20 protein-coding genes are annotated in these 26,985 nt (G+C 43.7%); 18 read left to right on the forward strand and 2 right to left on the reverse strand.

Annotation, left to right across the window (positions count from 1 at the left end; translation table 11 throughout):
- Window positions 1–72: 72 nt before the first annotated feature.
- Window positions 73–3,120: a SusC/RagA family TonB-linked outer membrane protein gene (locus IE117_RS05595; protein WP_189563329.1), complete on the reverse strand. Its 3,048-nt coding sequence runs from the start codon at window positions 3,118–3,120 to the stop codon at window positions 73–75.
- 286 nt (window positions 3,121–3,406) lie between these two features.
- Here IE117_RS05595 and IE117_RS05600 point away from each other — a divergent pair, with 286 nt between their 5' ends.
- Window positions 3,407–3,847 carry a redoxin domain-containing protein gene (locus IE117_RS05600; RefSeq protein WP_189563330.1) on the forward strand — a complete coding sequence of 147 codons (441 nt, stop codon included), beginning with the start codon at window positions 3,407–3,409 and terminating at the stop codon, window positions 3,845–3,847.
- 28 nt (window positions 3,848–3,875) lie between these two features.
- Here the strand turns inward: IE117_RS05600 and IE117_RS05605 are convergent, their stop codons facing one another.
- Window positions 3,876–4,784, reverse strand: a complete 909-nt coding sequence (locus tag IE117_RS05605) for a YjiK family protein (protein ID WP_189563331.1) — start codon at window positions 4,782–4,784, stop codon at window positions 3,876–3,878.
- 92 nt (window positions 4,785–4,876) lie between these two features.
- Here IE117_RS05605 and aspS point away from each other — a divergent pair, with 92 nt between their 5' ends.
- From aspS to IE117_RS05690, 17 genes are all read left to right on the forward strand, one after another.
- Window positions 4,877–6,655, forward strand: coding sequence for an aspartate--tRNA ligase (gene aspS / locus IE117_RS05610; protein WP_189564248.1), 1,779 nt, complete (start codon window positions 4,877–4,879; stop codon window positions 6,653–6,655).
- A gap of 33 nt (window positions 6,656–6,688) precedes the next feature.
- Window positions 6,689–9,256 carry an SLBB domain-containing protein gene (locus tag IE117_RS05615; protein WP_189563332.1) on the forward strand — a complete coding sequence of 856 codons (2,568 nt, stop codon included), beginning with the start codon at window positions 6,689–6,691 and terminating at the stop codon, window positions 9,254–9,256.
- A gap of 11 nt (window positions 9,257–9,267) precedes the next feature.
- The gene (locus tag IE117_RS05620; protein ID WP_189563333.1) at window positions 9,268–10,281 is read left to right on the forward strand and encodes a GumC domain-containing protein; all 1,014 of its coding nucleotides are present in this window, start codon (window positions 9,268–9,270) and stop codon (window positions 10,279–10,281) included.
- 154 nt (window positions 10,282–10,435) lie between these two features.
- Window positions 10,436–12,112, forward strand: coding sequence for an autotransporter outer membrane beta-barrel domain-containing protein (locus IE117_RS05625; RefSeq protein WP_189563334.1), 1,677 nt, complete (start codon window positions 10,436–10,438; stop codon window positions 12,110–12,112).
- Window positions 12,113–12,257: 145 nt separating this feature from the next.
- Window positions 12,258–13,103, forward strand: a complete 846-nt coding sequence (locus IE117_RS05630) for an FkbM family methyltransferase (protein WP_189563335.1) — start codon at window positions 12,258–12,260, stop codon at window positions 13,101–13,103.
- Window positions 13,103–14,524, forward strand: a complete 1,422-nt coding sequence (locus IE117_RS05635; RefSeq protein WP_189563336.1) for a lipopolysaccharide biosynthesis protein — start codon at window positions 13,103–13,105, stop codon at window positions 14,522–14,524. Before IE117_RS05630 ends, IE117_RS05635 begins: the two co-directional genes overlap by 1 nt.
- 4 nt (window positions 14,525–14,528) lie before the next feature.
- Complete coding sequence (locus IE117_RS05640) at window positions 14,529–15,242, forward strand: FkbM family methyltransferase (protein WP_189563337.1); 714 nt, start codon at window positions 14,529–14,531, stop codon at window positions 15,240–15,242.
- 32 nt (window positions 15,243–15,274) lie between these two features.
- Window positions 15,275–16,045, forward strand: a complete 771-nt coding sequence (locus IE117_RS05645; RefSeq protein WP_189563338.1) for a glycosyltransferase family 2 protein — start codon at window positions 15,275–15,277, stop codon at window positions 16,043–16,045.
- 3 nt (window positions 16,046–16,048) lie between these two features.
- Complete coding sequence (locus IE117_RS05650; RefSeq protein ID WP_189563339.1) at window positions 16,049–17,341, forward strand: O-antigen ligase family protein; 1,293 nt, start codon at window positions 16,049–16,051, stop codon at window positions 17,339–17,341.
- Between the two features lie 18 nt (window positions 17,342–17,359).
- On the forward strand, window positions 17,360–18,451 hold the full coding sequence (locus IE117_RS05655; protein WP_189563340.1) for a glycosyltransferase family 4 protein: 1,092 nt from the start codon (window positions 17,360–17,362) through the stop codon (window positions 18,449–18,451).
- A gap of 83 nt (window positions 18,452–18,534) precedes the next feature.
- Window positions 18,535–19,614: a glycosyltransferase gene (locus IE117_RS05660; protein ID WP_189563341.1), complete on the forward strand. Its 1,080-nt coding sequence runs from the start codon at window positions 18,535–18,537 to the stop codon at window positions 19,612–19,614.
- Between the two features lie 542 nt (window positions 19,615–20,156).
- Window positions 20,157–21,137, forward strand: a complete 981-nt coding sequence (locus IE117_RS05665) for a glycosyltransferase (RefSeq protein WP_189563342.1) — start codon at window positions 20,157–20,159, stop codon at window positions 21,135–21,137.
- Window positions 21,107–21,928, forward strand: a complete 822-nt coding sequence (locus tag IE117_RS05670; RefSeq protein ID WP_189563343.1) for a glycosyltransferase family 2 protein — start codon at window positions 21,107–21,109, stop codon at window positions 21,926–21,928. Before IE117_RS05665 ends, IE117_RS05670 begins: the two co-directional genes overlap by 31 nt.
- A gap of 381 nt (window positions 21,929–22,309) precedes the next feature.
- The gene (locus IE117_RS05675; RefSeq protein ID WP_189563344.1) at window positions 22,310–23,323 is read left to right on the forward strand and encodes a hypothetical protein; all 1,014 of its coding nucleotides are present in this window, start codon (window positions 22,310–22,312) and stop codon (window positions 23,321–23,323) included.
- 42 nt (window positions 23,324–23,365) lie between these two features.
- Complete coding sequence (locus IE117_RS05680) at window positions 23,366–24,499, forward strand: glycosyltransferase (RefSeq protein WP_189563345.1); 1,134 nt, start codon at window positions 23,366–23,368, stop codon at window positions 24,497–24,499.
- 1 nt (window position 24,500) lies between these two features.
- Entirely contained in the window at window positions 24,501–25,274 is a 774-nt protein-coding gene (locus tag IE117_RS05685; RefSeq protein WP_229580372.1) for a glycosyltransferase, read from the forward strand.
- 27 nt (window positions 25,275–25,301) lie between these two features.
- Window positions 25,302–26,879 carry a capsule assembly Wzi family protein gene (locus IE117_RS05690; protein WP_189563346.1) on the forward strand — a complete coding sequence of 526 codons (1,578 nt, stop codon included), beginning with the start codon at window positions 25,302–25,304 and terminating at the stop codon, window positions 26,877–26,879.
- Window positions 26,880–26,985 lie beyond the last annotated feature (106 nt).

Genomic DNA, 26,985 nt, shown 5'->3' on the forward strand with positions numbered 1-26,985 from the left:
CGGAACAACCCGTGGAATGATGAAATGAAAACCTGTGTTCGGAACGGATGGGATTATCCATTTTTTTTAAAACTAAAATCCTAAGTTGATTCCGACGATAATGGTCTTTGCCTGTGGCGCGGAGTAAAAATCGTTGCCCAGTCCGATGTTACCCGCCAGATAATCGGCGTTCACTTCGGGGTCCCAACCTGTGTATTTGGTAAAAGTGAGTAGGTTCTGACCTGTCACATACACCCGCACACGGTCCAATTTGACACGATTCGTGATTGCTGACGGCAGGTTGTACGATAGCGTGGCGTTTTTCAGGCGCAGGTAATCGCCACGCTGTAAATAACGCGAGGATTCTGCCGTACCATTGGCCCCGAAGAGCCGGGCTTGCGGTACATTGGTAATGTCACCCGGTTTCTGCCAGCGGTCAAGTTGATCAACCGTCTGGTTGTCAAAGAAATCGCCGTTGGCCGACTGGAATTTGCCGCCACCGTTGTATATGTCGTTGCCCGTCTGTCCTTGAAACAATATGTTGAATTCAAGTCCTTTGTAAGCAAAGCTGTTGCTTATGCCGCCGATAAGCTTCGGATTGGGGTTCCCGATTATAACGCGCTGCGCTTCGTTGGGGTTGTTCGTCGTCGTACGATCGAAAGTACCGTCGGGTCGCTCGTCGTTTCTATAATACAGGGCGTCGCCGTTGTCGGGGTCTACACCGGCATACTCAATGCTGAAAAACGAGCCGATGGGCTGGCCTTCCACCGCGCGGTTGATGAACCCTCCCGTGATGACCTGGCCGTCAAGATTCACGATTTTGTTGCGGTTGGCCGACAAGTTCAGCGAGGTATTCCACTTGAATGCCCCGGTGGTGTTGTCAGACCGCAACACAAACTCCCAGCCCTTGTTTTCAAGGTTTCCGATGTTACGAAGCTGAGTACGGAAGCCCGAAGTACCCGGTACATTGACGTTGAGCAACAGATCGCGCGTATTCTTGATATAATAATCGACTTCACCTGAAAGCCTTCCCGAGAACAGGCCGAATTCCAGCCCGATATCTGTCTGGGTAGTTTGTTCCCAACGGAGGTCGGGATTCTCGATTTGCTCCGGCCGTTGGCCGGGAACGCCTGCGTAGCCCGCATCGCCCCGGTACAACCCGTAGGAGTCGAAGTTGCCGATTTCGGCGTTGCCCGTAAGACCGTAGCTGCCCCTGAGTTTGAGCAAGCTGAGCGTGGGGATGCCTTCCATAAACGACTCTTCCGTGATAATCCAGCCGACTGATGCTGCCGGAAAAAATCCGTAGCGGTTGTTGGCCCCGAAGCGCGACGAGCCATCCACGCGGCCGCTGACCGAAAGCAGGTACTTGTTTTCAAAACGGTAGTTGGCCCGGGCAAAGTAGGAGAGGAAGCTGAAATTACTGCCCGACGAACTACCCGCTGTGATGTTGGCCGACGAGATTATTTTGGTGTAGGCATTGGAGGGGAACTCCTGCCCCGTGACGGAATTGAAGGAGGCCTCTGACTTCTGGAATGTCATACCTAGGGTGGCGTCCACATCATGCCGGTCGGCAAACGTGTGACCGAGCGTAAAAAAGTTGTTGGAAGTGTAGTTGGTAACCTGTGCCCAGGAACTGAACCCAAGGCCGTTGGGTGCTCCGGTGTTACGGGAAGTCTCTTTACCAAAGTACTGATCCTCGTTCAGGTTGTAAATATCGGTACCTACCTCGGAGCGGAATTTGAGCCAGTTGGCAAACCTGTATTCAGCAAAAATATTACCGATGGTACGGTAAGAGGTGGAAACGTTGGACGAAAAGTCGCGGTTGAGGAGCGGATTGAAATATAAGGTATAGTTGCCGCTCAGCTCGTTCGTACGCGGGTCGATGACTGGGGTAATGGGTGGCAGGGCTATAATTTGCAAGGGGGTCGAGAAGGCGTTGTCATTCGACAGGCGGCCATTCACCGTGCGGGCCAGGTTTACGTTCACCCCCAGCGTGAGGCGGTCGGTGGCTTTATGGTCGAGGTTGACGCGACCACTCAGGCGTTTGAACGAGTTTTTGATCAAAATCCCTTTTTGGTCAAGAGCCTGCGCCGAAACAAAGAAACGGGTCTTGTCATCCCCGCCGCTGGCGCTGATGTCGAATTGCCCCATCGGGGCCTTTTGGAAAGCTTCCGCCTGCCAGTCGGTATCGATGGTGCCATTTTCCCAGCCTGCCTGATCGCCTGCGGCGTATCGCGTGAAGCGACTGTAGGTGCTGCCCGTCAAATACGATTCTGGCAGGTACCCTGCGTCGATCCCGTTCTGAACGGCTTCTGAAAACAACTCAACATACTGAGCGGTGTTGAGCCACTGCCGCAGGCGCGTAGGCTTGCTGCTGCCCATCTGGTAGCTGACGTTGAATTTCGTCTTGCCCGATTTTCCTTTCTTGGTCGTAATCAGTACCACGCCATTGGACGCGCGTGCCCCATAAATTGCGGCGGCAGAAGCATCCTTTAAAATGTCGATGGACTCGATGTCATTGAAATTAATGTCGGCCAGCGGATTCTGCGGTGCCGTACTCGTACCCTGGTCGCGGCTCGTAAGTGGAATGCCGTCCAGCACGTAGAGCGGCTCATTGCTGGCCGTCACCGACGACGAGCCCCGAATGCGCATTTGCATTCCCTGGCCCAATTTACCATTGAGAGAGGTAACCTGCACCCCGGCGGCCCGGCCCTGCAAGGCCTGCTCAAAGGTGGTAACGGGAGTGTTGGCGATCTCAGCCCCGCTCACCTTGGCAATGTTACCCGTCAGGTTACGCTTTGACTGCGTACCGTAGCCTGTCACCACTACCTCGCTCAGCGAGCGGATGTCACCCGCGAGTTGCACATTAATGGTGCTGGAACTACCTACGGCGATTTCCTGCGGAATAAAACCTACAAAACTAAAAATAAGTACTGCGTTTGGGGCGGCTTCTATGCTATAGCCACCAGTGGCGTCGGTTTGCGTCCCCCGCTGAGTACCTTTGACCTGGACGCTGACACCCGGCAGCGAAGAACCGTCTTCAGCCGAGGTCACTGTGCCTGTCACCCTGGCCTCTTGAGCCAACACGGCTGTGCAAAAGACAAGACAACATAAAAATGAGAGTAAACTGGTTCTTATCATGAGATGAAGATTAGGTTTGGTTGATGATAAAATCTAAGTATAAGCAAAAATACGTACCTTCAAATTAACCTCTGGAAGGTTAGCTAAATAATTCAAATAATTACATAATTAAGCTAACTTGTCAAAGACAAAGTGATTTGTGCAGAATATTGTTTTGCCAAACTGAATATTTTATTAGTACGAAACTCTGTGATCCTTGAAGCCTCGTTTTCCTCTGTATGTCCTGTCGCTGAGCTTTTTATTCGCTGTTTTGCCGGCAAAGAAAATAACAGCAAACCCAGCTGCGTTGACCGAATACACCGTTTGGCTGTTCCTGGACCCGGAATGTCCGATCTGTCAGAACTACACCTTACCCTTGCGGGAAATGCACGAAGAATACGCTGGTCGGGGTGTGGTATTCCGGGGGATATATACTTCGCCTGTCATCAAGAAAAGCGAAATCAAAGCGTTCCATAAAAAATACAAACTGCCTTTTCCAGGCGAAATCGATAAAAATTATACCCTCGCCAACCGCTGGGATGCCACGGTCACCCCCGAGGTAGTCGTAACTAGTCCCATCGGGGAGGTACTTTATCGTGGCGCTATCGACAATTGGTATTATGCCTTGGGCAAGAATCGCCCGGAACCTACCGAAAACTACCTGAAAAATGTGTTGGATGCAATCCTGGCGGGGACGCCCATTCCAAAAAGAAGAACGGAAGCGATAGGTTGCCTGATAAATCGGTAGGGGAAAAGGCGATGCCGAAATCAGAACGTTACTTTCTCCTGAAGTACTGCAGCGCCACCCCCGAGGCGGTCCGCTTTTCGCTAAATGTGTAGTAACCCTTCATTTCCCGATCGAAACAGACAGCTTCTCCCTGCGGCTCGAGTGCATAGGGAACAGGTTTGGTGGCTTCACGTACAAGCGTTTGTCCGATGGTTTCGCCCGCATTTCTCTTCCAAAAATAGACATTGGTGTAGTTACGAATTAGAATTTCCTGCCCGTCAGCCGAGATATCCCCACCCGTAGCCAGCAACAGGCCGGGTACTTTGCCGATGAATTCGGCGGTGATGGTCCCCTCCGTCGATTGAGGATATGGGATTCGGTAAAGCCGGGCACTTTCCAGTTCTTTGGTAACGATAAACAAATCTTTTGTGACAGGATCAAAGAGGAGGGTTTCGGCATCAGGCGAGCTATCGGGGTAGCGAAATTTGAACCGGGCGATTTTGTCCGGTACAAAACTCTCGTCCAGATTCTTCAATTCGGGGATTCGGTAGATGGTGTGTGTGCTGAAGGCCGGATTTGCGTCGTTGTTGCCAATATCAGCGACGTAGATGTAGCTGACATCATTTTCCGGACCGCCACCCACTGCGATATCCTCCCAATCGATGTTATTGATGCCTGGCGGACTGTAGCGACGGATATCTTTGCCGTCATGACTGATCAAAAACAGCTCGGCCTCGCTGCCTGCGTCCTCGTGGGTCCATAGATAGCCAGTGATGGTCCGGCTGTCAGCCAGACCCGAGGCTTCATCGACCAGGCCGGGAGCCACCGGAAAGCGGTCGGGCACAGTCTGGAATTCATCTGACTTACTGTCGGGTGAAACAGGTTCTTTTTCCCAGCAAGCGGTAATTGAACTGAGGATAAAAAGGAGGGAGAGTGTAACGGGGACGGATGATTTCATAGCTTAACGATTCACGGTAGATTTGGTAAAATTACGTACTTTTGCCCCGCAACTGCCCGGACCTCCGGTAAAAATTGAATTTATTTTTGACCATGCTCAGAACGCACAACTGCGGAGAATTACGCTTAGAACATAAAAATCAAGAAGTTACCCTCTGTGGATGGGTGCAAAGATCTCGTGACAAAGGCGGTATGCTTTGGATTGATCTAAGAGACCGCTACGGAATTACCCAACTGCTTTTCGAGGAAAGTGACGCCAGTAAAGAGTTGCTGAACAACGCCCGTACCTTAGGTCGGGAGTTCGTAGTGGCCGCCAAGGGCGAGGTTATCGAGCGCTACTCCAAGAACGATAAGATGCCCACGGGCGATATCGAAGTACGGGTCCACGAGCTGGTAGTGCTGAATCCGGCTAAACTACCGCCCTTCCTGATCGAAGACGAAACCGACGGAGGGGAGGACTTGCGCATGAAGTACCGGTACCTCGACCTGCGTCGCTCACCGATCCGCCAAAATCTCATGCTGCGCCACCAGGTGGCACGGCATACCCGCCGCTATCTTGACGACTTGGAGTTCATAGAAGTTGAAACGCCCGTTCTGATCAAGTCCACGCCCGAGGGGGCGCGTGACTTCGTGGTACCCAGCCGCATGAATCCCGGCGAATTCTACGCGCTGCCGCAATCGCCCCAAACGTTCAAGCAGCTGCTCATGGTATCGGGGTTTGACCGATACTATCAGATTGTCAAGTGCTTCCGTGACGAGGATCTGCGGGCAGACCGCCAGCCGGAATTCACGCAGATTGACTGCGAAATGGCTTTTGTCACTCAGGAAGACGTGCTGAACACTTTCGAAGGGCTGATTCGGAATTTATTCAAAAATGTAAAAAATATCGATCTGCCCGAGGTGCCGCGCATGACCTATGCGGAAGCGATGCAGCGCTATGGTTCCGACAAACCCGACATCCGTTTTGGTATGGAGTTCGTGGAATTGAAAGGGGCCTCCCGCGACCTGACTTCCGGTAAGAGTTTCAACGTATTCGATGCCGCCGAGCTTGTAGCTGGAATTCGTGTTCCCGGTGCGGCCATCTACACCCGCAAACAGTTGGACGAACTCACCGAATGGATGCGCCGCCCTCAGATAGGAGCCAAGGGGTTGATTTACATGCGATATAACGAGGATGGTACTTTGAAATCCTCAGTGGATAAATTCTACGACGAATCCAGCCTGCAGCAATGGGCCGCGGCATTCGATGCCCAGCCAGGCGATTTGCTGCTGTTGATTTCAGGCGAGGCCGACCAGACTCGCAAGCAACTTAGCGAGTTGCGTCTGGAAATGGGAAACCGGCTGGGTCTACGTCCCGCCGACGAGTATCGCGTATTGTGGGTAGTGGATTTTCCGTTACTGGAATACGGTGAAGACGAACATGATGCGTCTCATGGGCGATGGTACGCCATGCACCACCCGTTCACCAGCCCCAAGCCGGAGGATATTCCGCTGCTGGCCACCGACCCGGGAAAGGTGAGAGCCAATGCCTACGATATGGTCATCAATGGTGTGGAAGTAGGCGGCGGGTCTGTACGAATATTTCAGAAAGAACTCCAAAAGAAGATGTTCGAAATTCTGGGCTTTACCGCCGAAGAAGCACAGGCGCAGTTTGGCTTTCTGCTAAATGCGTTCGAATTCGGTGCGCCGCCGCACGCGGGCATTGCATTTGGCTTCGACCGCCTTTGCTCTCTCTTTGGCGGTGCTGACTCCATCCGAGATTTCATTGCCTTCCCTAAGAATAACTCTGGGCGCGATGTAATGATCGACTCTCCTTCTCCCATTGCAGCTCAGCAATTGAAAGAATTAAATATTAAAGTGTCAGGTGTCTAATCTGCTCACCTTACAATCTCAACTTTACCTATCTTGATAACGACACTCAACCGAAAAAGGAACCTGCTGCGCTGTTTATCGGCGCTGCTTTTCATGGGTCTGATGCTGGTGGCTCCCACCTTTGCGCAGACGCCGCTTCCTTCCCAAATGTCAACTTCCCAAATGCTCAGATATTATCAGCAGGCCAAGGCCAGCGGTATGTCCGATATGGAAATTGAACAGGCCGCTCTGGCCAGAGGGTTTACATTGGACGACATCGCTAAATTACGGCAACAGCTGGAGGGGGTTCAGAATGACGGCGGAAATCGTGTGGGCAGCAAACGCGACACGCTGGGCGTAACCCGTTCCCGAATTCGTACGCGCCCCACGCAAGATTCCCAGCAACAGTTTCAGGATAGTCCTGATGATCGTTTTGGAGACAAAAACCAGGATCGACTCAGGGAAAATGAAAGGCCGCAGCTTTCCGAAAAGCAAAAGCGTATTTTCGGAGCACCGATATTCCAGAATGCCTACCTGGATTTTGCTCCAAATCTCCGCTTAGCTACGCCCAAAAACTATATCTTAGGCCCTGATGATGAGCTGATTGTCGACATTTATGGCAATTCCGTAGAAAATTTTCGGCTGAAAGTAAGCCCCGAAGGAACGGTAAAAATGTTGAACCTCGCGCCGGTTTTCGTGAGTGGACTGAGCATTGAAGCGGCATCTGAACGCATTGTGAGCCGTTTGCGACAAGCTTTTTCCTCCCTGAACCGCCCCGGCAGTGGTACTTACGCCAATATCACGTTGGGTAATATCCGTACGATCAACGTCATCGTGACTGGAGAGGTAACCCGGCCTGGTTCTTATTCGATTTCGTCTCTGTCTACCGCTTTCAATGCACTGTATGCTTCTGGTGGCCCCACCGAAAATGGCTCCTTTCGCAAAATTGAGGTAATTCGTAACAACAACGTGGTAGCCAAATTCGATCTTTACGAATTCATCGTAGATGCGAACCTGAAAAACAATATTACGTTACAGGATCAGGACATCATTATGGTGTATCCCTACCAGGCCAGGGTGGAAATAGTGGGTGAAGTGAAGCGTGAAGGAATCTTCGAAGCCAGCCAAAGTGATACCTTTCAGGATTTGATCCGTTACGCGGGCGGGTACACCAGCATGGCCTATACTGCCGCCATCCGGTATCAGCGCAATACCGGGAAAGAATTCAAGGTCGGTCTGATTAGCGCTGGACAAGCCGAAGGCTTCATTCCCAAAGATGGAGATTTGTACGAAGTGGGGGAAATTCTGGATCGTTACGAAAACAGCGTGTCGATCGAGGGTGCCGTATATCGTCCCGGTCTTTATGCTTTAGAAGAGGGCAGTATGACGGTCAAAGACATCATTAGTAAAGCTGAAGGTCTACAGAAAGATGCTTTTCTAAACCGGGCTATTATCAATCGTAAGAATGACCTTCTCCAGCCTCAGGTACTCTCCTTTGATTTAGGTAAGCTAATTCGCGGCGAAATCGCTGATATCCCTCTTAAGAGTGAAGACGAGGTAGTCATTAAGTCGGTCAAAGATTTGAAGTCAGAGGAAACTGTATCTATTCAGGGAGCCGTAAACAACACCACATCCTTTCCATATGCCGAAGGGATGACGGTATCAGACCTGATCTATATGGCAGGGGGCTATTCAGAAGGTGCCACTCCGTACCGTATTGAAGTGGCCCGCCGCGTCAAGAATGACTCGGCTACAAACGATGCCACCGAAACGATCAAAATCCTAACTTTCAATATAGGGAATGAACTACAAATTTTGCCGGAGAATCGCCAGTTTGAATTGATGCCCTTCGATATCGTCTTCGTTCGGAAAGCACCGAATTACGAAGAGCAAAAGACCATTGTTCTCGAAGGGGAAGTCATGTATCCGGGACGCTACGCCATTCTTAACAATGCCGAACGTATTTCCGATGTCATTCAGCGCGCCGGGGGCCTCAAACCCAACGCCTACCTCGCCGGGGCACGATTAACTCGGGAGATCACCGAAATGGAGGAAAGAGACAGCCGGGTTTTGGAAAAGGCCGCTTTCGATAGAGATTTGTTCAATAGTAACGGTGTTTCCCCTTTGACTATCCGCGAAAGAGATCTCAAAGCCGATTCTCTGGCAAAAGTCAACACGCAGGTTATAGAGCGGCAACTGGTTGGGATTGATATGGTTTCTATTCTGAACAACCCTGACCAGCCTGCCAATATTCTGCTCCAAGAGGGTGATTCAATTATGATTCCCCGGCGCGTAGAGACCGTACGCATTATGGGCGAAGTACTCAATCCGTCGATGGTCAACTACGATCCATCGTTCAGTTTCAGCGACTATATTTCCCAAGCAGGTGGGTACTCCGATAATGCCCGTCAAAACAAAGCTTTTGTATCCTATGCCAATGGCCGCCTTGATCGGAGTAAGCGATTCTTATTTTTTCCTATCCGGCCAAAAATTACTCCCGGCACGACGATCAATGTGCCGGCAAAACTGGTCAAAACGGGTCGCGAAACTACTCCTGGTGAGCGTATCGCAATCCTATCCTTGTTAAGTACACTGGCTATTACGGTTATCCGACTTTTTTAATTTCTATAATTATGCCTGAAAATTTATCCGTCTCACCCAGTGGTATTGTCGAGGTAAGCCTGGCTGATATATTTAGTTTCTTCAAGCGATATTGGCTAATACTCTTTCTGGCAGGCTTGCTCTCGGGGGGCATTGGTTATGGGCTTTCGTGGATGGTACCGCTCGAATTTGAGTCCACTGCTAAAATATTGCCTGAGTACGGTACAGGTCTTGGTGGAGCTGGAGGATTAAGCGATTTGGCCAGCCTGGCGGGCATTTCGTTAGGAAAAAATAATTCGGAAGCAATACGGCCAGATCTTTACCCCAGCATTTTAGCTAGTATGCCTTTTCTGTTGGAATTGCTTTCGACTCCGCTACCGACCAGTGATGGAAAAAAAGTTGACCTGGTGACTTATCTTGACAAAAAGGCCAAACCCCTTACACCTATTCAGCTAGCCCAGAGTGACACGTTGATTATACTAAGTACGGATCAAGAACGTGCCTTAAAGAACGTTAGATCTCGCGTGTCTGCTGGAATCGACAAAATGAGTGGGGTTCTCACTGTAGAGGTGAAAATGCCTGACCCTACACTGGCAGCTGCCTGTGCCACGTTCAGTCTTAATTATTTAAAAGATTTTGTAACTGAGTATCGTGGCGGAAAAAAAACGGAAAAAGTAGCTTTTTTACGTCAGCAAATGGCTGAAGCTAAGGAAAAATACCGCCGCGCTGAAGTGGTCTTGAACGCTTATAGAGATCGCAATCGGAATGCATACACCAATGTGGCAAAAATCGAAGAACAGCGTTTGCAGAACGATTACCTTCAGGCTCAAACCCTTTATGGTGAATTATCCAGGCAATTAGAGGCGGCCCGACTGCAGGCTTTGGAAGACTCTCCCGTTATAAAGGTACTTGAGCCCCCAATGGTACCCAATTGGAAAAGTACCCCCAAGCGTAGTCTCTATGCGCTGGGATTTGCTGTTTTTGGTGGATTAGTGGCCCTTTTATTCATTTTGTTTCAAAGAGAAAAAATTCACCGCAGACTTTAGTCAACTTATTCAGACATTTCCGAAAACGTTTATCGGTTGCTTTTTTACCCAAAAAGCACCGTTAGATAATTTTCATTTTAACTTTTTGGTATTAAATACTTACCTTAGAAGCGTTGTTTTGATTCAGTGTGAAATATACCTACCAATTCGCAATATGAAAAAGAGATTTACTTTCGTCCTGTGCTTGTTAGCCGCTGCCTTGGTCAGCGAGGCCCAAAACCAAATCACTACGCCCAGCGGACAGCCTCTGGTTATCGGCAACCAGGGCGTCAAACTTGCCAACCTTAACAGCGGTTCCGCAACGGGTACTGCCAATGGTAAGGTGCTTTCGGTGGATGCGACCGGATTGATATTTCTCGCCCCGGCTAGCGGAGGGGGCGGTGGCTCCAGCCCCTGGACTACCTCAGGTTCCAACATTTCGTTTACCGATGGTAATGTGGGCATTGGTACCAGTAGCCCGCTACAGCGGTTGGACGTAAATGGGGATATAAATCTGCCAGCTACTAATGGGATACGTTTCGGGAATGTGCCTTTTTTGCGGTCTTCTGGTACTGGAAATATACTTATAGGAAGTAATACTGGTACAGCCATTACGAGTGGTGATAATAACGTATTTCTTGGCCCTTCTGCTGGTACCAGTAGCACCGTTGGTGCCAATAATATTTTTATTGGTACTGAGGCAGGAACTTCGAACACGAATGCCAGTAGCAATACTTTCATAGGTTGGACTGCTGGCAAATCTAATACAACAGGGTTTTATAATACGTTCATGGGTCCCGGAGCAGGCTTTTCAAATACAGGCTCTAATTATAATACTTTTATTGGTCCCCTCGCTGGATATAGCAATGCTTTGGGGGAAAAAAACATGTTTATTGGAGTAAGCACCGGGTATGATAACACCTCAGGTAATTTCAATCTTTTGCTCGGATATGCTGCTGGACGTAAGAATACTGTTGCTAGCAGTAATTCGTTTTTAGGTTATCAATCTGGTTTCAATACTACAATTGGTAGCGACAATACCTTTATCGGATCAAATTCGGGCTCCGTCAACGTCACAGGCTTTAATAATACAGCAATTGGCTCAGGTGCGGATTTTGGTTCCAATGGTTTAAGTAATGCTACGGCTATTGGTGCAGGGGCAATCGTCAGCCAGAATAACTCTATTGCTTTAGGCAACCCTACGTCGTCGGTAGGAGTTGGCAATTCTGCTCCGACAGCACGTTTCCATGTTTCTGGAGGCGGTACAGTCGCCACAGGAGTTCGTTTAGAGGGTCTTGTTAATGCGTCTGGTACCGTTTATCCCCTATACGTGGACGGCAGCGGTAATGTCATGAAAAGTTCTACAGCCGGAGCTCGCGAAGCAGCCGAGTCCCTTGACCGCAACTGGATGCTAACCGCTGACTCACATTTGATCAACAATAACGCCGGAGGTATTGTGATCGGTACGGGCTTGAACAGCACTCCGACAGGCTATAAACTGTACGTTTCGGAAGGCATTCTGACTGAACGCGTCAAAGTAGCTGTAAAGAATACTAGTGAATGGCGGGATAATGTGTTACAGGCAGACTACAATCTGCGTTCTATCGAAGAGGTTGAGAAGTTTATAAAAGAGAATAAACATTTACCCGGTGTGCCTTCAGCCCAGGAGATGGTTGAGAAAGGCAATGACCTGCAAAAGACTGACGCTGTTTTGTTGGAAAAGATAGAAGAAATCATGCTCTACGTAATTGACCTCAAAAAGGAAAATGCCCGATTAAAGTCTGAAAGTGAAGCGCAACAAAATGTCATCCAGAGCCTTTCCAAGAAAGTACTTGATTTAGAAAAACGCTGACGGTGCATCTCCCAAATGAGTTTCAGAGCGCCGGGGTGGGTCTAGACCTACCCCGGCGCTTCATTTTTTTCGACCAATTCACTGGCGAGGTAGTCTATGTTCAGCAGAACGATTTAAATTTGCATTTCAATTGTTCGTAAAAAACTTGAATGCCAGATCTATGGGAGTATTGAATTATTACGCAAACAAAGTGGTTGCGCGTATCGCGAGGCCGTTCGTTACAAAAAGCATGAATAGGGTTGAAGAAGGGGTTGTTACCCTGAACTTGCCAGAATTCAAGGGGAGGTTCAAAATGAGTGCAAAATCCCATATTTTCAAGCGTGTTATTATAGATAACTGTTTTGAGCCAACCACCGTGGCATTGACTCGGAAATATGCCAATCGTCGTGATTTGATTGATGTAGGGGCAAATATTGGCCTGTTTTCAGTATTGTTCTCAAATATTGCCTCTATTACGGGAAGTCGAGTTCTTTCCATAGAGCCTAATAGTCAGGCACTTGGCTTTTTACACGAAAATTTGTCAGTCAACGTCCCACAAAAGAAAAATGTAATTGTGTATGAGGGCATTGCAACCGACGAGCCAAAGAACTATGACTTCAACTTCATAGAAGGGATGTCGGAATATTCAAGTACGAGCGAAATCGTTCATCCTGCGGTAATGAACGAGACAATTTCGCATTCAAAGGTAGAAGGCGATACACTCGACAACTTGGTAGATAAGCATGGGTTACAACCTGGCTTTATTAAAATTGATGTTGAAGGAGGTGAGCGGGAAGTGCTGAATGGAGCGTCATTGACTATCGATAGATACAGACCTATTATTCTTTTAGAAATAAATGATTTTGCCTCATTGTCCGAGAGAATAAGCCCGTTTTACTCGAATTATTTCCAGCAGCGAAACTACAAAATATTAAATCATTCCCTTAGAGCAGCCAAGGAACCCTATATTGGAGATTACGTGTGCTTCCCCAATGAATACGTTTTGAATTAATGCTACGCTGGGGTTTCGTCAATCTTCTTGGACAAATCGTTAGAGTACTGACCTCCCTGATTTGCATCCCAGTATTAATCACTTATATGGGCTTGGAGTTGTACGGTCTGTGGAGTTGGTCAATCACCATATTGGCTGTCATTCAGCTTTCGGAAGGTGGCTTGAGTGCAGGACTATTATATTTTTATTCTAAAGAGAGAGCGTCTGAAAAGATGTTCGATGCACACCTCACCTCGAGTTTGATTCTCTTATTGGGTTCGACAATCATTGTCTGCTTCGTAATATTCATTTTTTCTCCTTATTTGATAGATTCGATCAGTGAAGTATCCATTAATCTTCGCGAAGAGCTGTCAATCGTACTCAACGTTGGGATCGTGCTTGTGGCCCAACGAATCGTGCAGAGCCTTTTCTGGGCTATTTTACAAGCAGAAGGCAGGTATGAGCTATACAATCTTTTGAATACTACTCAAATAGTAGCCACTAACTTTACATGGATAGGTTTAGCGTATGCCAATACCAAATATCTCCCCCATTACATTTACGGAAGTTTGTTGATAAGCTCGATCATAACCGTTTCTTTATTCCTCTGCACTATTCAAACTTTCAAGCGATACCGTTGGGTTTATGAAGGGCCTAACTTGAAACTATTTTTCAATTACAACCTGGCAGCTTGGGGAAGTAGCGTTGGTTCGGCAGTTTTTACTCAGGGAGACAAACTCATTGTTGCCAGCATACTTGGGCCAGTGACACTTGGGGTTTACGTTGTGTTTACCAGCATATGTATTCAATTGAATCAGATTGTAGCTCACGTAGTTCACCCTTTGTTTCCAATAGTCAGCTCTTCATATCGCGAATCCGAAACTGACCTTTCAAAGGTGATATCATCCGTAAGCCAGATGTTTCTCGTTAATATTCATCTTGCTTTAATCGGTGCAACCACGTTGATTGTGTTTTCTGAGGAAATATTACAGTATTTCTTGAAGCAGGATTTTCAGCCCATTTTTGTTTCCTATTTCTCCATTCTTGCCGGGATATACGGAATATATAGCCTAGCAGTCACGGGGTACTACATATTGATGGGCCAGGGGAATAGTGTAAAAGTGATGCGGGTGACTATTATGAGCGGGATAGGTGTTTTGGCTTCTGTGTATATACTCGGTTCTTATATTGGACTCCTTGGGGTGGTGCTAGGAAACGCAGTTTATCTGCTGATTTTGAAACTTCTGTACGACGGAATGAAAAGTATTTATGGTGATATGAAATCCTGGATTTTCTATGTGGCTAAGCCCTTAATTTTATTGAGCCTGTTTGTAGTATCGGTTTTTCTGCTAGATTTAACCCTAGTATCTAAGCTAATTCTCTTTTCAATCATTTCATTATTTTTAATATTTACTTTTATCAAAAATTACAGAAATATTTGACTTTATGAAAAATCAAATTCAAAATACCTTGAATAGATTTGGTTATAAATTAGGGAGATACCCTGATGAAAGCCAGCGAAGAAGGTCAAAATTATTTGAAATAAATAAAATAAACACTGTAATCGATGTGGGAGCAAATTTCGGTCAATATGCAACCGAAATCAGACGAGATGGGTACCAGGGAAAAATTGTATCGTTCGAACCAATAGGCCATGTATTTAATGAACTAAAAAAGCTATCGGACAAAGATAATTCTTGGAAATCTGTAAATATTGCTCTTGGTGATAGAGATGAGAAAGCTACGATAAATATTTCAAACAATATTGCAAGCAGTTCTTTGCTTGGAATGAAGGATGGCAAAATAGATTCATACAAGAACGAGATTTTTTATACTGGAACAGAGTCTATAACTGTGAAAACGCTGGATTCCATTTTTGAAAAATATTTCAATCCCGAAGTTGACACAATTTTTCTAAAAATAGATGCCCAGGGTTACGAAAGTAAAATTTTAGATGGTGCCGCCAATTGCCTGGAATTTGTCAAAGGACTACAAATTGAGATGTCATTGGTCGAGTTATACAATGGAGAAACCCTTTTTCTACCAATGCTGAACAGGCTTTCTAGTCTGGGGTTTGATCTAAAAGGGATTGAGCTTGGTTTTTACGACCAACGCACTATGGAGCTTTTTCAGGTAGACGGGATTTTTTACAAAAAATAGCACCTAACACTATCAAATGTTAGTACTGGCAAATGGCTGATTCTATTAGAATATCCATTATTACCCCCGTGTATAATGGCGAAAGGTATTTGGAAGAAACCATACAAAGTGTCCTCAACCAGACCTATGCCAATATCGAACATATTGTTGTGGACGGGGTTTCCGAAGACAATACGCTTGATATCATAAACAAATACAGGGAAAAAATCGCCAAAGTGATCGTTGAGCGAGACAGGTCAATGTACGAAGCTATTAACCGGGGAATTGCCATAGCTTCGGGGGATTACTTGCTAGTACTTAACTCAGATGACTGTTTGGCTGATAATAAAACAATCAAAAAGGTCGCTGATTATGTAGCCCGCTACCCTAACTATTTGGCATACTATGGTGATATTTTTAAAAGAGAAGGCCGTAAGTTAACTAAACGCAAAGTATTCCAGATTAGTAAGCAGAATCTTCTTCATACCCAGCATTGTACGCTAATTCCCCATCCGGCGCTTTTTGTGGATCGGATGAAGTCGTTGGAATTAGTGGGAGTATATGACTTGTCGTATCGCTATGCTTCCGATTTTGACTACATTTTAAGACTTTTGGAAAGTGGTCCAGTCAAGCATATGAGACTCTTTGTGTCGATATTCAGAATCCACCCAGACAGCATTTCGGCAAGCGGAAAACTCGACCAAGAACGCCTGGCCATATTGGGGAAATACCAAAAAGATCATCCTCAATGGTTAAAGTCGCTGCTCTACCTATTGATTTGGTCAAGGTATAAGATCCTCAATTATATCGCTAACAAACGGTGAACAATGGAAAGAGCTCTGTTTTTGGTTTACCTAAGCTGCCTTTCTTTGACGAGTGCTTTTGCCCTTACTTCCACGATTACTGTGCCGTTGTTTTTGTCGCTTCTTTGCGTCGTCATCTTTGTAATAAATGCAATTATTTATAGGGATCATTACCTAAGTATCGAGGTAGAAGACCTAGTTCTTTTCTTATTTTTATTATCTGTTTACTTAGGTTTTTTCCTAAATCAGAACCACTTCAAAAGTGGCAAGCCCTTCAACCACGTAATAGCCTATTCTTATGTCGTACTAATTAACTATTATCTTATTAAGAATGCCTATTATCATCTTTGCAAAAAGTTCGGTGCTGGATTCATCAGTAAGTCTTATGCAGCCATTTACTTTGGTATTTTCATTACTTGTGCGTTTGGCATTGCGGAATTTTGGCTTAAAAATATTAAGGGTATCGATGTCGATAGCTACATCCCTCGTCCGGCAGTTTCTGAATATGAACCCCTGGCTCTGACTGATTTCATTCGATTGCGGTCTTTTGTAGAAGAGTCTGGTCACTTAGCTTACTATATCGAAGTTTTTGCCCCCATCGCAATTTATTTTTCCAGGAAAAAAAAATATCTTTTTTACCCATTGGTTGCCGTTATCAGTGCATGCTTTCTGCTGACTTTCAGTACGGCGGGCTGGTTGATTTCTGCATTTACTTACCTGATACTGACCATCTGGTATGCTGAGTTTTGGAAGCAGCGCGAAAATACCATTGTTAATTATCGTAAAATATTCAGGTATCTGCTTGGTGTCGGGATTGTAGTATCGATCTTTGCCTCGAATTATAACTTGGTCACCTATGTTTCTTCTGCCTTAAAAGAGGTGGTTGTATACAAGATTGGCCGATCAAATTCGGCAGAAGACCGAACAGCCCGCTATCTCGAAGGAGTTAATGCTTTAGCGCATTCCGATTTACTCCGGCTTTCATTTGGTAACGGACCAGCCGTTTACGATACGCTCCAGTTCCATCGGGGAGGGACCATACTGCTTTATCTAACCATCATTCTGGAAAGCGGGCTGTTGGGGCTGAGTTTTTTTCTGATTTTCTGTGCCTTACTTTTTTACAAAGCCATGAAGCTGCAAAATCCGCAACTCCGGTTTGTCCTCCTGTTCGCACTTTGCAGTTCATTTCTTCATTTTTTGATCATTTCCAACTACTGGTATCCCTGGTTTTGGATTCTGGCTATTATCATTCAGGCGAATTATAGAATGGATCGAATCAATGGACAAGTCCGGGCTTATCAGCTGCAAAACGCTTGACCGTAACCAATTGCCAATATGACAAAACGAAAGCTGGCTTACGTGCTGCACGACATATCGCTTGGCGGGGTTGAGGTGGCGTTGGTTTCGGCTATTCCCCGGTTGTTCCGAGAATTCGAACTTAGGGTAATCTGCTTAGGGCCAATCGATCCATCTTTGGTGCATCAGCTGTCGCCGGCTGAAAGAGCGGTTTTGGTTTCGGTACCCTACCATCCTGCCAGGTTAGCCTTGACGGTTGCATCTGCAGTCAGATTATTGCTTCATTTCAATCCTGAGCTGATGGTATGCTCGCTTTGGCGGGCCTCTGCGGTTGGATTTGTTGTCAAGAAACTGAGGAAAAAAATTCGTTTTTTTGCCTTTGTTCACAACACTACCTTTTTTCATCCGCTTGACCGGCTTTTCACCGGAATTGCTATCAGGAATGCTGATTTCATACTAACCGACTCGCAAGCTACGCGCCGTTTCGTCATGTCAAATTTTGCTTGCGCTGCCCCCAACGTAATGGTAGTGTCACTGCTTACTCACCCTTCACCCGACCACAGAACCATGACCCCACCTCGACCGAATCAAGAAATAAGATTTTTATTTTTGGGGAGAGTGAACGAAACCAAAAACATCCCCCTAGCCATCGATGCAATCCGATACCTGCGAGATCGAGGCTTAACCGCCACTTTGGACATCTATGGTACTGATGACGGCGGGTGGGAAGCAGTAGTAAATCACATTGCTCACCGCCGCTTGCAGGAGGTCGTACAACTTAAAGATGGACTTGATCCGGCATTGAGATTCACTATATTTCAGCAGTACAGCTTCCTAATCCAACTTAGTCGGGCCGAGGGTATGGCCATGAGTGTGGCTGAAGCCATGCAGCATGGGCTGGTATGCGTAGTGACGCCGGTTGGCGAGATCCCCAACTATTCGATGGATCTCGACTCAGCAATTTTTATAAACATTGGGTCGCCAGATGACTGGGAAGAATCATTGCGAAAGCTCGAAAACGTGGTAAAAAACCCGCTTCTGTACGAGGCAATTTCCAAGTCGTGTTACCACAATTTTAAGGAGGCAGAAACTTACGCTGACACTTTGGTAACATGTCTAGATGCAATTTGACGTGGGCTTGCAATGCCAATGACTGAATCGCTTTGAAGTACACATACAATTTATTTGTTTGACAATCCAGTAATTCCTCCTGAGTGAAAATACTCCATGTCGTTACACTCTCTGAATTGGGCGGCTCTCAATCCGTCATTATCAGCCTATCGGTAGCAGCAGTGGCTGATGGGCATAAGGTGATGGTGGTTGCCTCATCTGGTGGAGGCTTGTGGGAGATTCTCCCACAAGAGGTACAGCAGTGGCCTATTGATACTCTTACGCGCGAAATCAATCCGTTCTGTGACTTCAAAACCTACCGCAAGCTAAAAAAAATCTATCGAAAATTTTGCCCCGATGTCATCCATTTACATTCCTCTAAGATTGGTGTACTAGGCCGAATAGCGTTCCCCAGAGACAAAATAATCTATACCGTACATGGTTTCGATTCAATCAGAATTGCTTACCGCCGCTTTCTTCCTCTTGAAAAGATCCTGCAACGCAGTTGTGCCCATATCGTGGCAGTGAGCCGGTACGACTACATGAATCTCATTGCCGAAGGAATCAGTCGCAGTGTCACCTACATTTACAATGGAATTGAGGATTACCAATCAATTCTCAGCCAGCCATTACCGGCAACCATTGAATCCTATGGCAAGAGGATTGAAGCAGGCAAATCCTTCGCAGTAATATGTATTGCCCGCATTTCACCTCAGAAAAAATTTGACTTGTTTTGCGAAGTGGCCCAATCACTTATCGAGCAAGATATTGATTTTTACTGGATTGGAAATAAGGAAGTACCAGGAAACCTGCCGGAGAACGTACATTGCCTAGGAGAAATCCCAAATGCCCATCAACTTATACCATACTCAGATCTATTTTTCTTACCCTCTCATTACGAAGGGCTTCCCATATCAATTCTCGAGTCCCTATGCTACGGAGTTCCGGTAATTGCTTCGGATGTTGGCGGCGTACCCGAAATACTGAACGGTAAGAACGGTTTTTCTCTAAAAAACGACGTAGAAGCCTTCCGACAAGTAATATTATACTATAAGACCAAAAAGGCTATCCACAAAAGCGCAGGCAATGAAGCGAGGCTCTCATTTTTAAGTCATTTCACCGTTAACAGGATGTACAGATCATATCTCGCCCTCTACGAATCTATACTCAGAAGCCGGTCTTAGCCCCCGCCCTTTTCTAATAGTTTGCTTACTTTTGCAGAGTGTAAGGCTTCTTAGCACTAGGCATGGACTTGGTAGACGAGGCGTCGATAAATATAAGTCAATGGTAAAGAAGAGGACAGTCATTCGAAAAAACGCCCCCTTGGCCGTCAATATTGATGAAAGTATGAATCTATTCATTGTTACCGCCAACGTGTATTACGGTGATCTACCTCAATATGGTATTTTATTTGCTACATTCGATTAGCGACTCTGCACAATCAACAATGACACAAGGAATCATTATAAATATGATGATTGGCGTAGGACGGCTAAATTCCAGTCGCATCTTGACATAGAAGCAGCCTGATAAACCTCTATTTTTTTGCATGTTAAAATATACAATGCGTCAGAATTTATGCCCTTACAATTAAGCAACATAGTATTTCCGTTTCACAAAAATACATCCTATAAACGATAGAATAGAGCAGGGTCAAGATGTGTGAGATCAAATAGAAAACAGCATTTTTGTTCACTGCAATCAAACGGCAGATTGCGCAGCACAGATGGAAGAAAATTTCAAAGAATTGAAATATGTATTAGTCAAACGCGATGCCAAACTATATGGCTATCCTACCTCATTTGATGTTTTGAGAGAATTTGAAGATACGATCGAAAATCAAGGCGCCCATGTTAATACTATATATAACAACAGTAGATTTGTACCATTACTATATAAAAGTGCGTTAATTAAGCTCAATGTTTCACTACCAAACATAATTCCACAAAATAAGAGATCAGCTAGGTTTTGTAGTGTTCAAATGGGGCCGGATTTCGGAAAAATACTTCCATACTGCTCTAAAAATTCGGCTACATATGCTTATTTTTTTGATATCTGGCCCCAGTTCTTCGGTGTTATGGAAAAGTTTTTGAAAAAAAGTGGGATTACTCATGTTTTTGTCTCGTCTTCTGTGCTTGCAGAAAAATTGAAAAGTAAGGGATACGATAACGTTTCGTGGATTCCAGAAGGAGTCAATTCCGAATCTTACAGATATTTGGCGTACGAAAATAAAGATATTGATGTTTTAGAACTGGGAAGAAAACATCAGACGATCCACGAAAAGATAAAGAATCATCTAAATTTACATGGCAGAAAGCACATTTACGAAAAAATTAAAGGAAAAATCATTTTCTCTGATCAAGGGAAAATGATTCAAGGAATGGCCAGAAGCAAGATTTCAATATGCTTTCCCAAAAGCGAAACTCATCCGCAATTAGCAGGGCCTATAAGTACCATGACCAATCGCTATTTGCAATCTATGGCATCGAAGTGTCTGGTGGTAGGCACAATGCCCGAAGAGATGAAACAACTGTTTGGCTATGAGCCTGTTGTAACGCTAGATCAAAAGGATCCAGCGCTTCATTTAGAAAATATTCTCATTAATTATAGCAGTTATTTTCCATTGATTGAGAAGAACTACAAAGCCATTGTTGAACAGCACACCTGGGAAAACAGATGGCATCAGATGTTGAAAGTGATGGAATGAAGAACGATTCAAATAGTCCAACAATAAGCATCATCATTGCTACTTTAAATGCCGAAGAAGGAATCGGAAGGACGATGGAAAGTATCCTGACTCAAAGTTATGATAATGTAGAAGTGATAGTTATAGATGCCTGCTCTACTGACAAAACCCGTGCGATTGTGGAAAACTTCCACGGAATGAATGTAACATGGGTCTCAGAGCCAGACAATGGTATTTATGATGCTTGGAATAAGGGCATACGTCTGTCAAAGGGTAAATGGATATCTTTTTTGGGATCAGGTGATACTTTAATTAATGGTGCGCTGATGAGATACATAGAATTCGTCCAGCAACTCGACACAACGCCCGAATTCGTTTCGTCGATTGTAAATGTAGTGGCCCAAAATGGTACCGTACTATACAAAATGGGTCTACCTTGGAAATGGCCACTATTCCTGAACTCAATGGGTATTGCACATGTTGGCTCCTTTCATTCGAGAAAGCTTTTCGAAGAAAATGGCTACTTTGATATAACTTATAAGATAGCCGGAGACTACGAATTTTTGATGCGTTCAAAAGATAAGCTAATAGCCCACTATATACCCGAATTAACAGTTAATATGCTATACGGAGGGGTTAGCCAAGGCTATAAAATATTAGAAGAAGATTTCAGATTAAGAGTATCGACCGGTGGAATGGCTAAATTCAGAGCAAAGATAAGGTATCTAATCGATGTAGTAAAAATGGGCGCTCGGTTCTATTTAGACAAATTTAAAATCTATAACCATTCCTTTTCGAAAAGACTTCCCTAATTTTATCCGAACAAATCGATTTCCTTTCTAATTGAGTAAAGAGTTATTGCAATAAGTATCTCGATATAGATTTAAATGAGGGCATTTATAAATTTTTCTTTTATAGTAAGTATTTTTTTGCCGTTGAGTTCTATTCATTTAGGATTTGTTGATTTATATTATTACTATTTCTTAATAATTATTTTACTTCCATATTTTTTTATTAAGTTTCAAAGCATTGATCTTGGATTCGCTATTAGCATTTTCATCATTTTTTTGAATGGTACAGTTAATATATTGTTAAATAATAATGACACCTTTTCTTTTTTAAAGGTTTTTTTGGGGATTGTAATGAGTTCCTTATTCTTTTATTATATCATAAAGGCAAATAACTTTGACTTTATGAAAATGCTAAAATTATATTATTATTTTGCATTAGTTGCAGCAGTCATTGGTCTTATCCAGTTCTTTGCTTTCCTCGTTGGTTTACAGCCAATTTATGATCTTTCATGGCTCGGCTTACGGGTAATGAATCCTACAACCCTAGGCAGTATATTGGTGTATCCCGTGCACTCCATAACTGACGAACCCGCTGGTTTCGCTTTCGTTGAAGCTGCAGCCATGCATATAGCACTTGGAACGCTTTTGAATACCGGGAGCCTTAAATTGGGTACCAAGATACAGGCATCGATTATCTTGCTGGCTTTTCTGTTATCCTTCTCTTCGACTGGTTATGTAATTATCTTCATCTCACTATTGTTGCATTACGTTAATAAGATTAATTTCAAAAGAATTGTTCTGTTCTTTATTTTATCAAGCTTTTCCTTATTTTCTCTTTACGAATTCGTACCCAAGTTCAAGGAGAGATTAGACACATCGCTTGGTTTGATTTTAGGCAACATTGTTGTCGATACTTACGCACAAGATCAAGAAAGTGCAAATGGCTCTGCCATCATCCTTTTTAACCATTTCTTGATAGCCGCTGAAAACTTTCGGAATCACCCTTTTGGAACCGGTGTTGGTTCTCATCATTTAGCCTTCGAGAGATACAACCGGCTCCAGACCTGGTTTACTGGATATGGTCCTGGAGGAATTGCTCTCAATGCAAATGATGGATGTTCACTTTTCAACCGTCTACTATCAGAGTTAGGTATTCTAGGCTTGGGTGGAATCGCTTTATTCCTTTTTAGATATTATCTTAAAAATGGACCACCGGATCTATTACTCGCCAATCACGCATCATTAGTGGTGATTTTAGCTGCACTGTTGCGGAGTGGGCATTATTTCATTTATGGCTTGCCATTTTTTTTCTTCCTCTATTATTATTCAGCAATTTTCAATAATCCTTCTAAATCAGTTTTCCCTTTTCCCTTTTATTCCGTCGATTCAGCTTCCAAGCCAAAAGTCATCGACTAAATAAAAAAATCGATCATCTAGAACATATTTCTGAAATCGTAAATGTATTCTAAACCAGTAATTGTAGTTTCAGCAATAAATATTTTTGAAGGTGGCCCACTTACTATTCTAAAAGAATGTTTAAACACGTTAAATTCATCATTCAGTGAAGATTACAAAATTTTGTTATTAGCTCATAACAGACAGCTATTTAGCAGAAATGAATTCAACAACATTCAGATCTTAGAATTCCCTAAATCCAGAAAGAGTTGGCTTTTTAGGATTTATTATGAGTATTTTTATTTCAATAGATTTGCTAAAATTGAAAAAGTTAGTTTTTGGCTATCCTTACATGATACATCGCCTACTCTTCCCCAATCTGTAAAACAATTCGTATACTGTCACAATCCAGGTATATTTTACAAAGCTACTTTATCAGATCTAGTGTATGACAAAACTCTGGTGTTGTTTTCACTATTTTATAAATACTTATATAGAATTAACATAAAGAGAAACTCATTAGTTATCGTCCAGCAAGATTGGATCCGACAAATATTCCATAGTACTTATAATATTCCTTTAACTAGAATACTCGTTGCTTATCCACACTCTTACAATTTTGATAAATCTTTCATAAGCTCTCGATTTATTCAACAGAAAGAAAATAAAACGATATTTATTTATGCAGCATTCCCGAGAATATTTAAAAACTTTGAGATAATTGTCAGAGCATGTAAAGTTCTTGTTGAGCGTGGTATTTACGATTTTGAAGTAAAGTTAACTTTGAGTGGTTACGAAAATTTATATTCAAAAAAGATAAAAAAACTGAGTGAAGGAATAGAACAGATTAAGTTTCTTGGCTTACTACAAAAAAATGAATTAGAAATTGAGTATTCAAAATCAGATGTTTTAATATTCCCTTCCAAGCTTGAAACATGGGGCTTGCCTATATCAGAATTCAAAAGATTGGATAAAACCATATTACTTTCGCAGCTTCCTTATGCTAATGAAACATTGGGGAATTTCGATAAAGCTCACTTTTTTGATCCTGATGATCACAATGAACTTGTAAGTTTGATGGAATCAATTATTAAGTATGGTGCAAATTCGGTTTGGGATATTTCTCAGATTAACCCTCCTGCTCCACCTTTTTCAAACTCTTGGAAAGAAATGTTTAGACTTATTTTAAAGAATTGAAATGCTAATCACTGCTGCAATTGTTGTGTATAACAATGATACTATACTATTACAAAAAGCCATTAACAGTTTTTTAGATACTACCATTGATGTAAAATTATTCATTATTGATAATTCACCCAAAGATGTTTTAAGGACTTTAGTATTAGATTCAAGAATAAAATACATTTTTAATAATAAAAATCTTGGTTTTGGAAAAGCTCATAACATAGGAATTTCCGAAGCCAAAAGATTAAATGCCGATTATCATCTAATTCTAAATCCTGATGTTTACTTTGCCAGAACAGAGTTCGATAAAATTGTAAATTTTATGGATGCAAATAAAGAATTTGGGCTTTTGATGCCTAAGGTTCTTTATCCTGACGGAAAATTACAATTTTTATGTAAAAAATCCCCATCTATATCTATCCTAATACTCCGTAGATTTATGCCATTTTTTATTCAAAAGATGTTCAAAAATAAACTTGATAAATATGAGTATAGGGATCATAATTATGATACTAATATAATCGATGTTCCTTATTTATCTGGCTGTTTTATGTTTTTTAGAGTAAATACCTTAAGTAAAGTAAATGGTTTTGACGAAGATATATTCATGTATATGGAAGATGCTGACATTACGCTAAGAACATTGAAACATAGTCATACTATATATTATTCAGAGGCTTACATCTATCACAATTATGAAAAAGGATCATACAAAAACTTTAAGCTCATGTTGTACAATATTCATGGTGCTGTGGTATATTTTAATAAATGGGGATGGAAATTATAATAACTCAATTTTACAGTTCATGAACTTATGAAAGTAATTACTAGTCACTCAATTATTTTTTTTCATCCAAGACTATCGAAAATCATTTTATATCTGGATAATTTTATTGTCCGCTTTTGGAAAAATTTTTACTTCCCTATTTTTTTTTTATCAATCCTTTTTTGGCATAATTCTTCAGCACAGAATTCAGCTTTTTATTCTGCAAATGCCGAGCTGGGGGGCTTTATTTCCAGCTCTAACCAAACCCCCTTTTGGTTACGAGCCAACCAATGGGGTCGTGTTCCTCTATCGTCACCTTCTGGCACGTTACGTTTATCAACACTTATACAATCCTCCCCAGCTTACACAGACTCTTCCAAGGGCAAAGCCGCTTTCCACTGGGAATTAGGTGCCGAAGCTGTTGCTAATGCCGCTTCTACAGGTAATTTATTGCTTCCTGAAGCCTATGCTAGGCTTCAATTTAAGCAATGGGAAATGATGGTCGGACGTGAAAAGCGGATAGTTGGTATTGTAGACACTTTGCTCTCTTCAGGTTCCTACTCATGGTCGGGTAATTCCTTGCCAGTTCCTATGATCCGGGTAGGGCTATCTGAATATTTGCCTTTTGGTTTTCTCGGAAATTATTTTTCAATTAAAGGAACGTATGCACACGGATGGTTTGTCAACTCTTATATTCAAAAGTCATATCTTCATCAAAAATCCTTATATGGACGCATTGGCAAACCCGAAGGCAGATTGCATTTACAGGCTGGCCTTGTTCATCAGGTGATGTGGGGCGGAGAGGCTAGTTACTTGGTAGGCAACCCTGTAGCGGTAGATGGAAAGCTACCTAGCACATTCAAAGATTATGTGCTAGGCGTAGTGTTGGCCCAGATTCCTGAAGATGGGCACAGCAGCCGTATAACCACTTTCGACGGCATCAATCGCATTGGCAACCAACTTGGGCATTTCGACTTATCCATTGACTTCAAATCGAAGGAAACCACTTTCTTACTCTATCACCAGCATCCATTCGAGGATGCGTCTGGCTTCCAATTTCAAAATTGGCCTGACGGTTTGTATGGCCTAAATATTCGCAGGAACGAGGGTGGGTATTCATTTTTCAACCTAAAGGGTTTTTTGCTGGAGTATCTCTATACTAAAAACCAAACAGGGGATGACTTCACAATTCCTGGTAGCCGCTTTACAGGAGCAGACAATTATTTTAACCATGGACAATATAAAGAAGGCTGGTCGTACCAGGGTCTTGGGATCGGAACCCCTTTTATACCTACCAAGCATGAGGTGCTAGAAGGGGCAGCTTTGAGCGCACTTTATTTTCCAACCAATCGGGTCATTCTCTACTACATGGGGATAGAGGGTATTATAGCCCAAAGGTTCAACCTTATGGCTAAGGCCTCTTATCGACTCCATTATATTAGATCCGACACTCCTGTTTCTGAGCCGAGCCATCGTCAATTCTCTTCCTTAATATCCTTAGAAATGCCATTATTGAATTGGGGCAGTACTCGTCTGAAAGCACAAGTTGCTTACGATAAGGGTGGAATACTACCGACGTCAATAGGAGGATATTTAGGTATCAGGAGTGAATTATCCAAGAAATGACTTTTTTTAGTGAAACAATTAAAAGGAAAGCTAATCGCTCACTCATTTAATTTTTGCAATATGCTGGATATTACCTAGCTTTACCAACGATAACATTTTGTGAAAG

The sequence above is a fragment of the Persicitalea jodogahamensis genome (assembly GCF_014651615.1).
In the GTDB taxonomy this organism is placed as follows: Bacteria; Bacteroidota; Bacteroidia; order Cytophagales; family Spirosomataceae; genus Persicitalea; species Persicitalea jodogahamensis.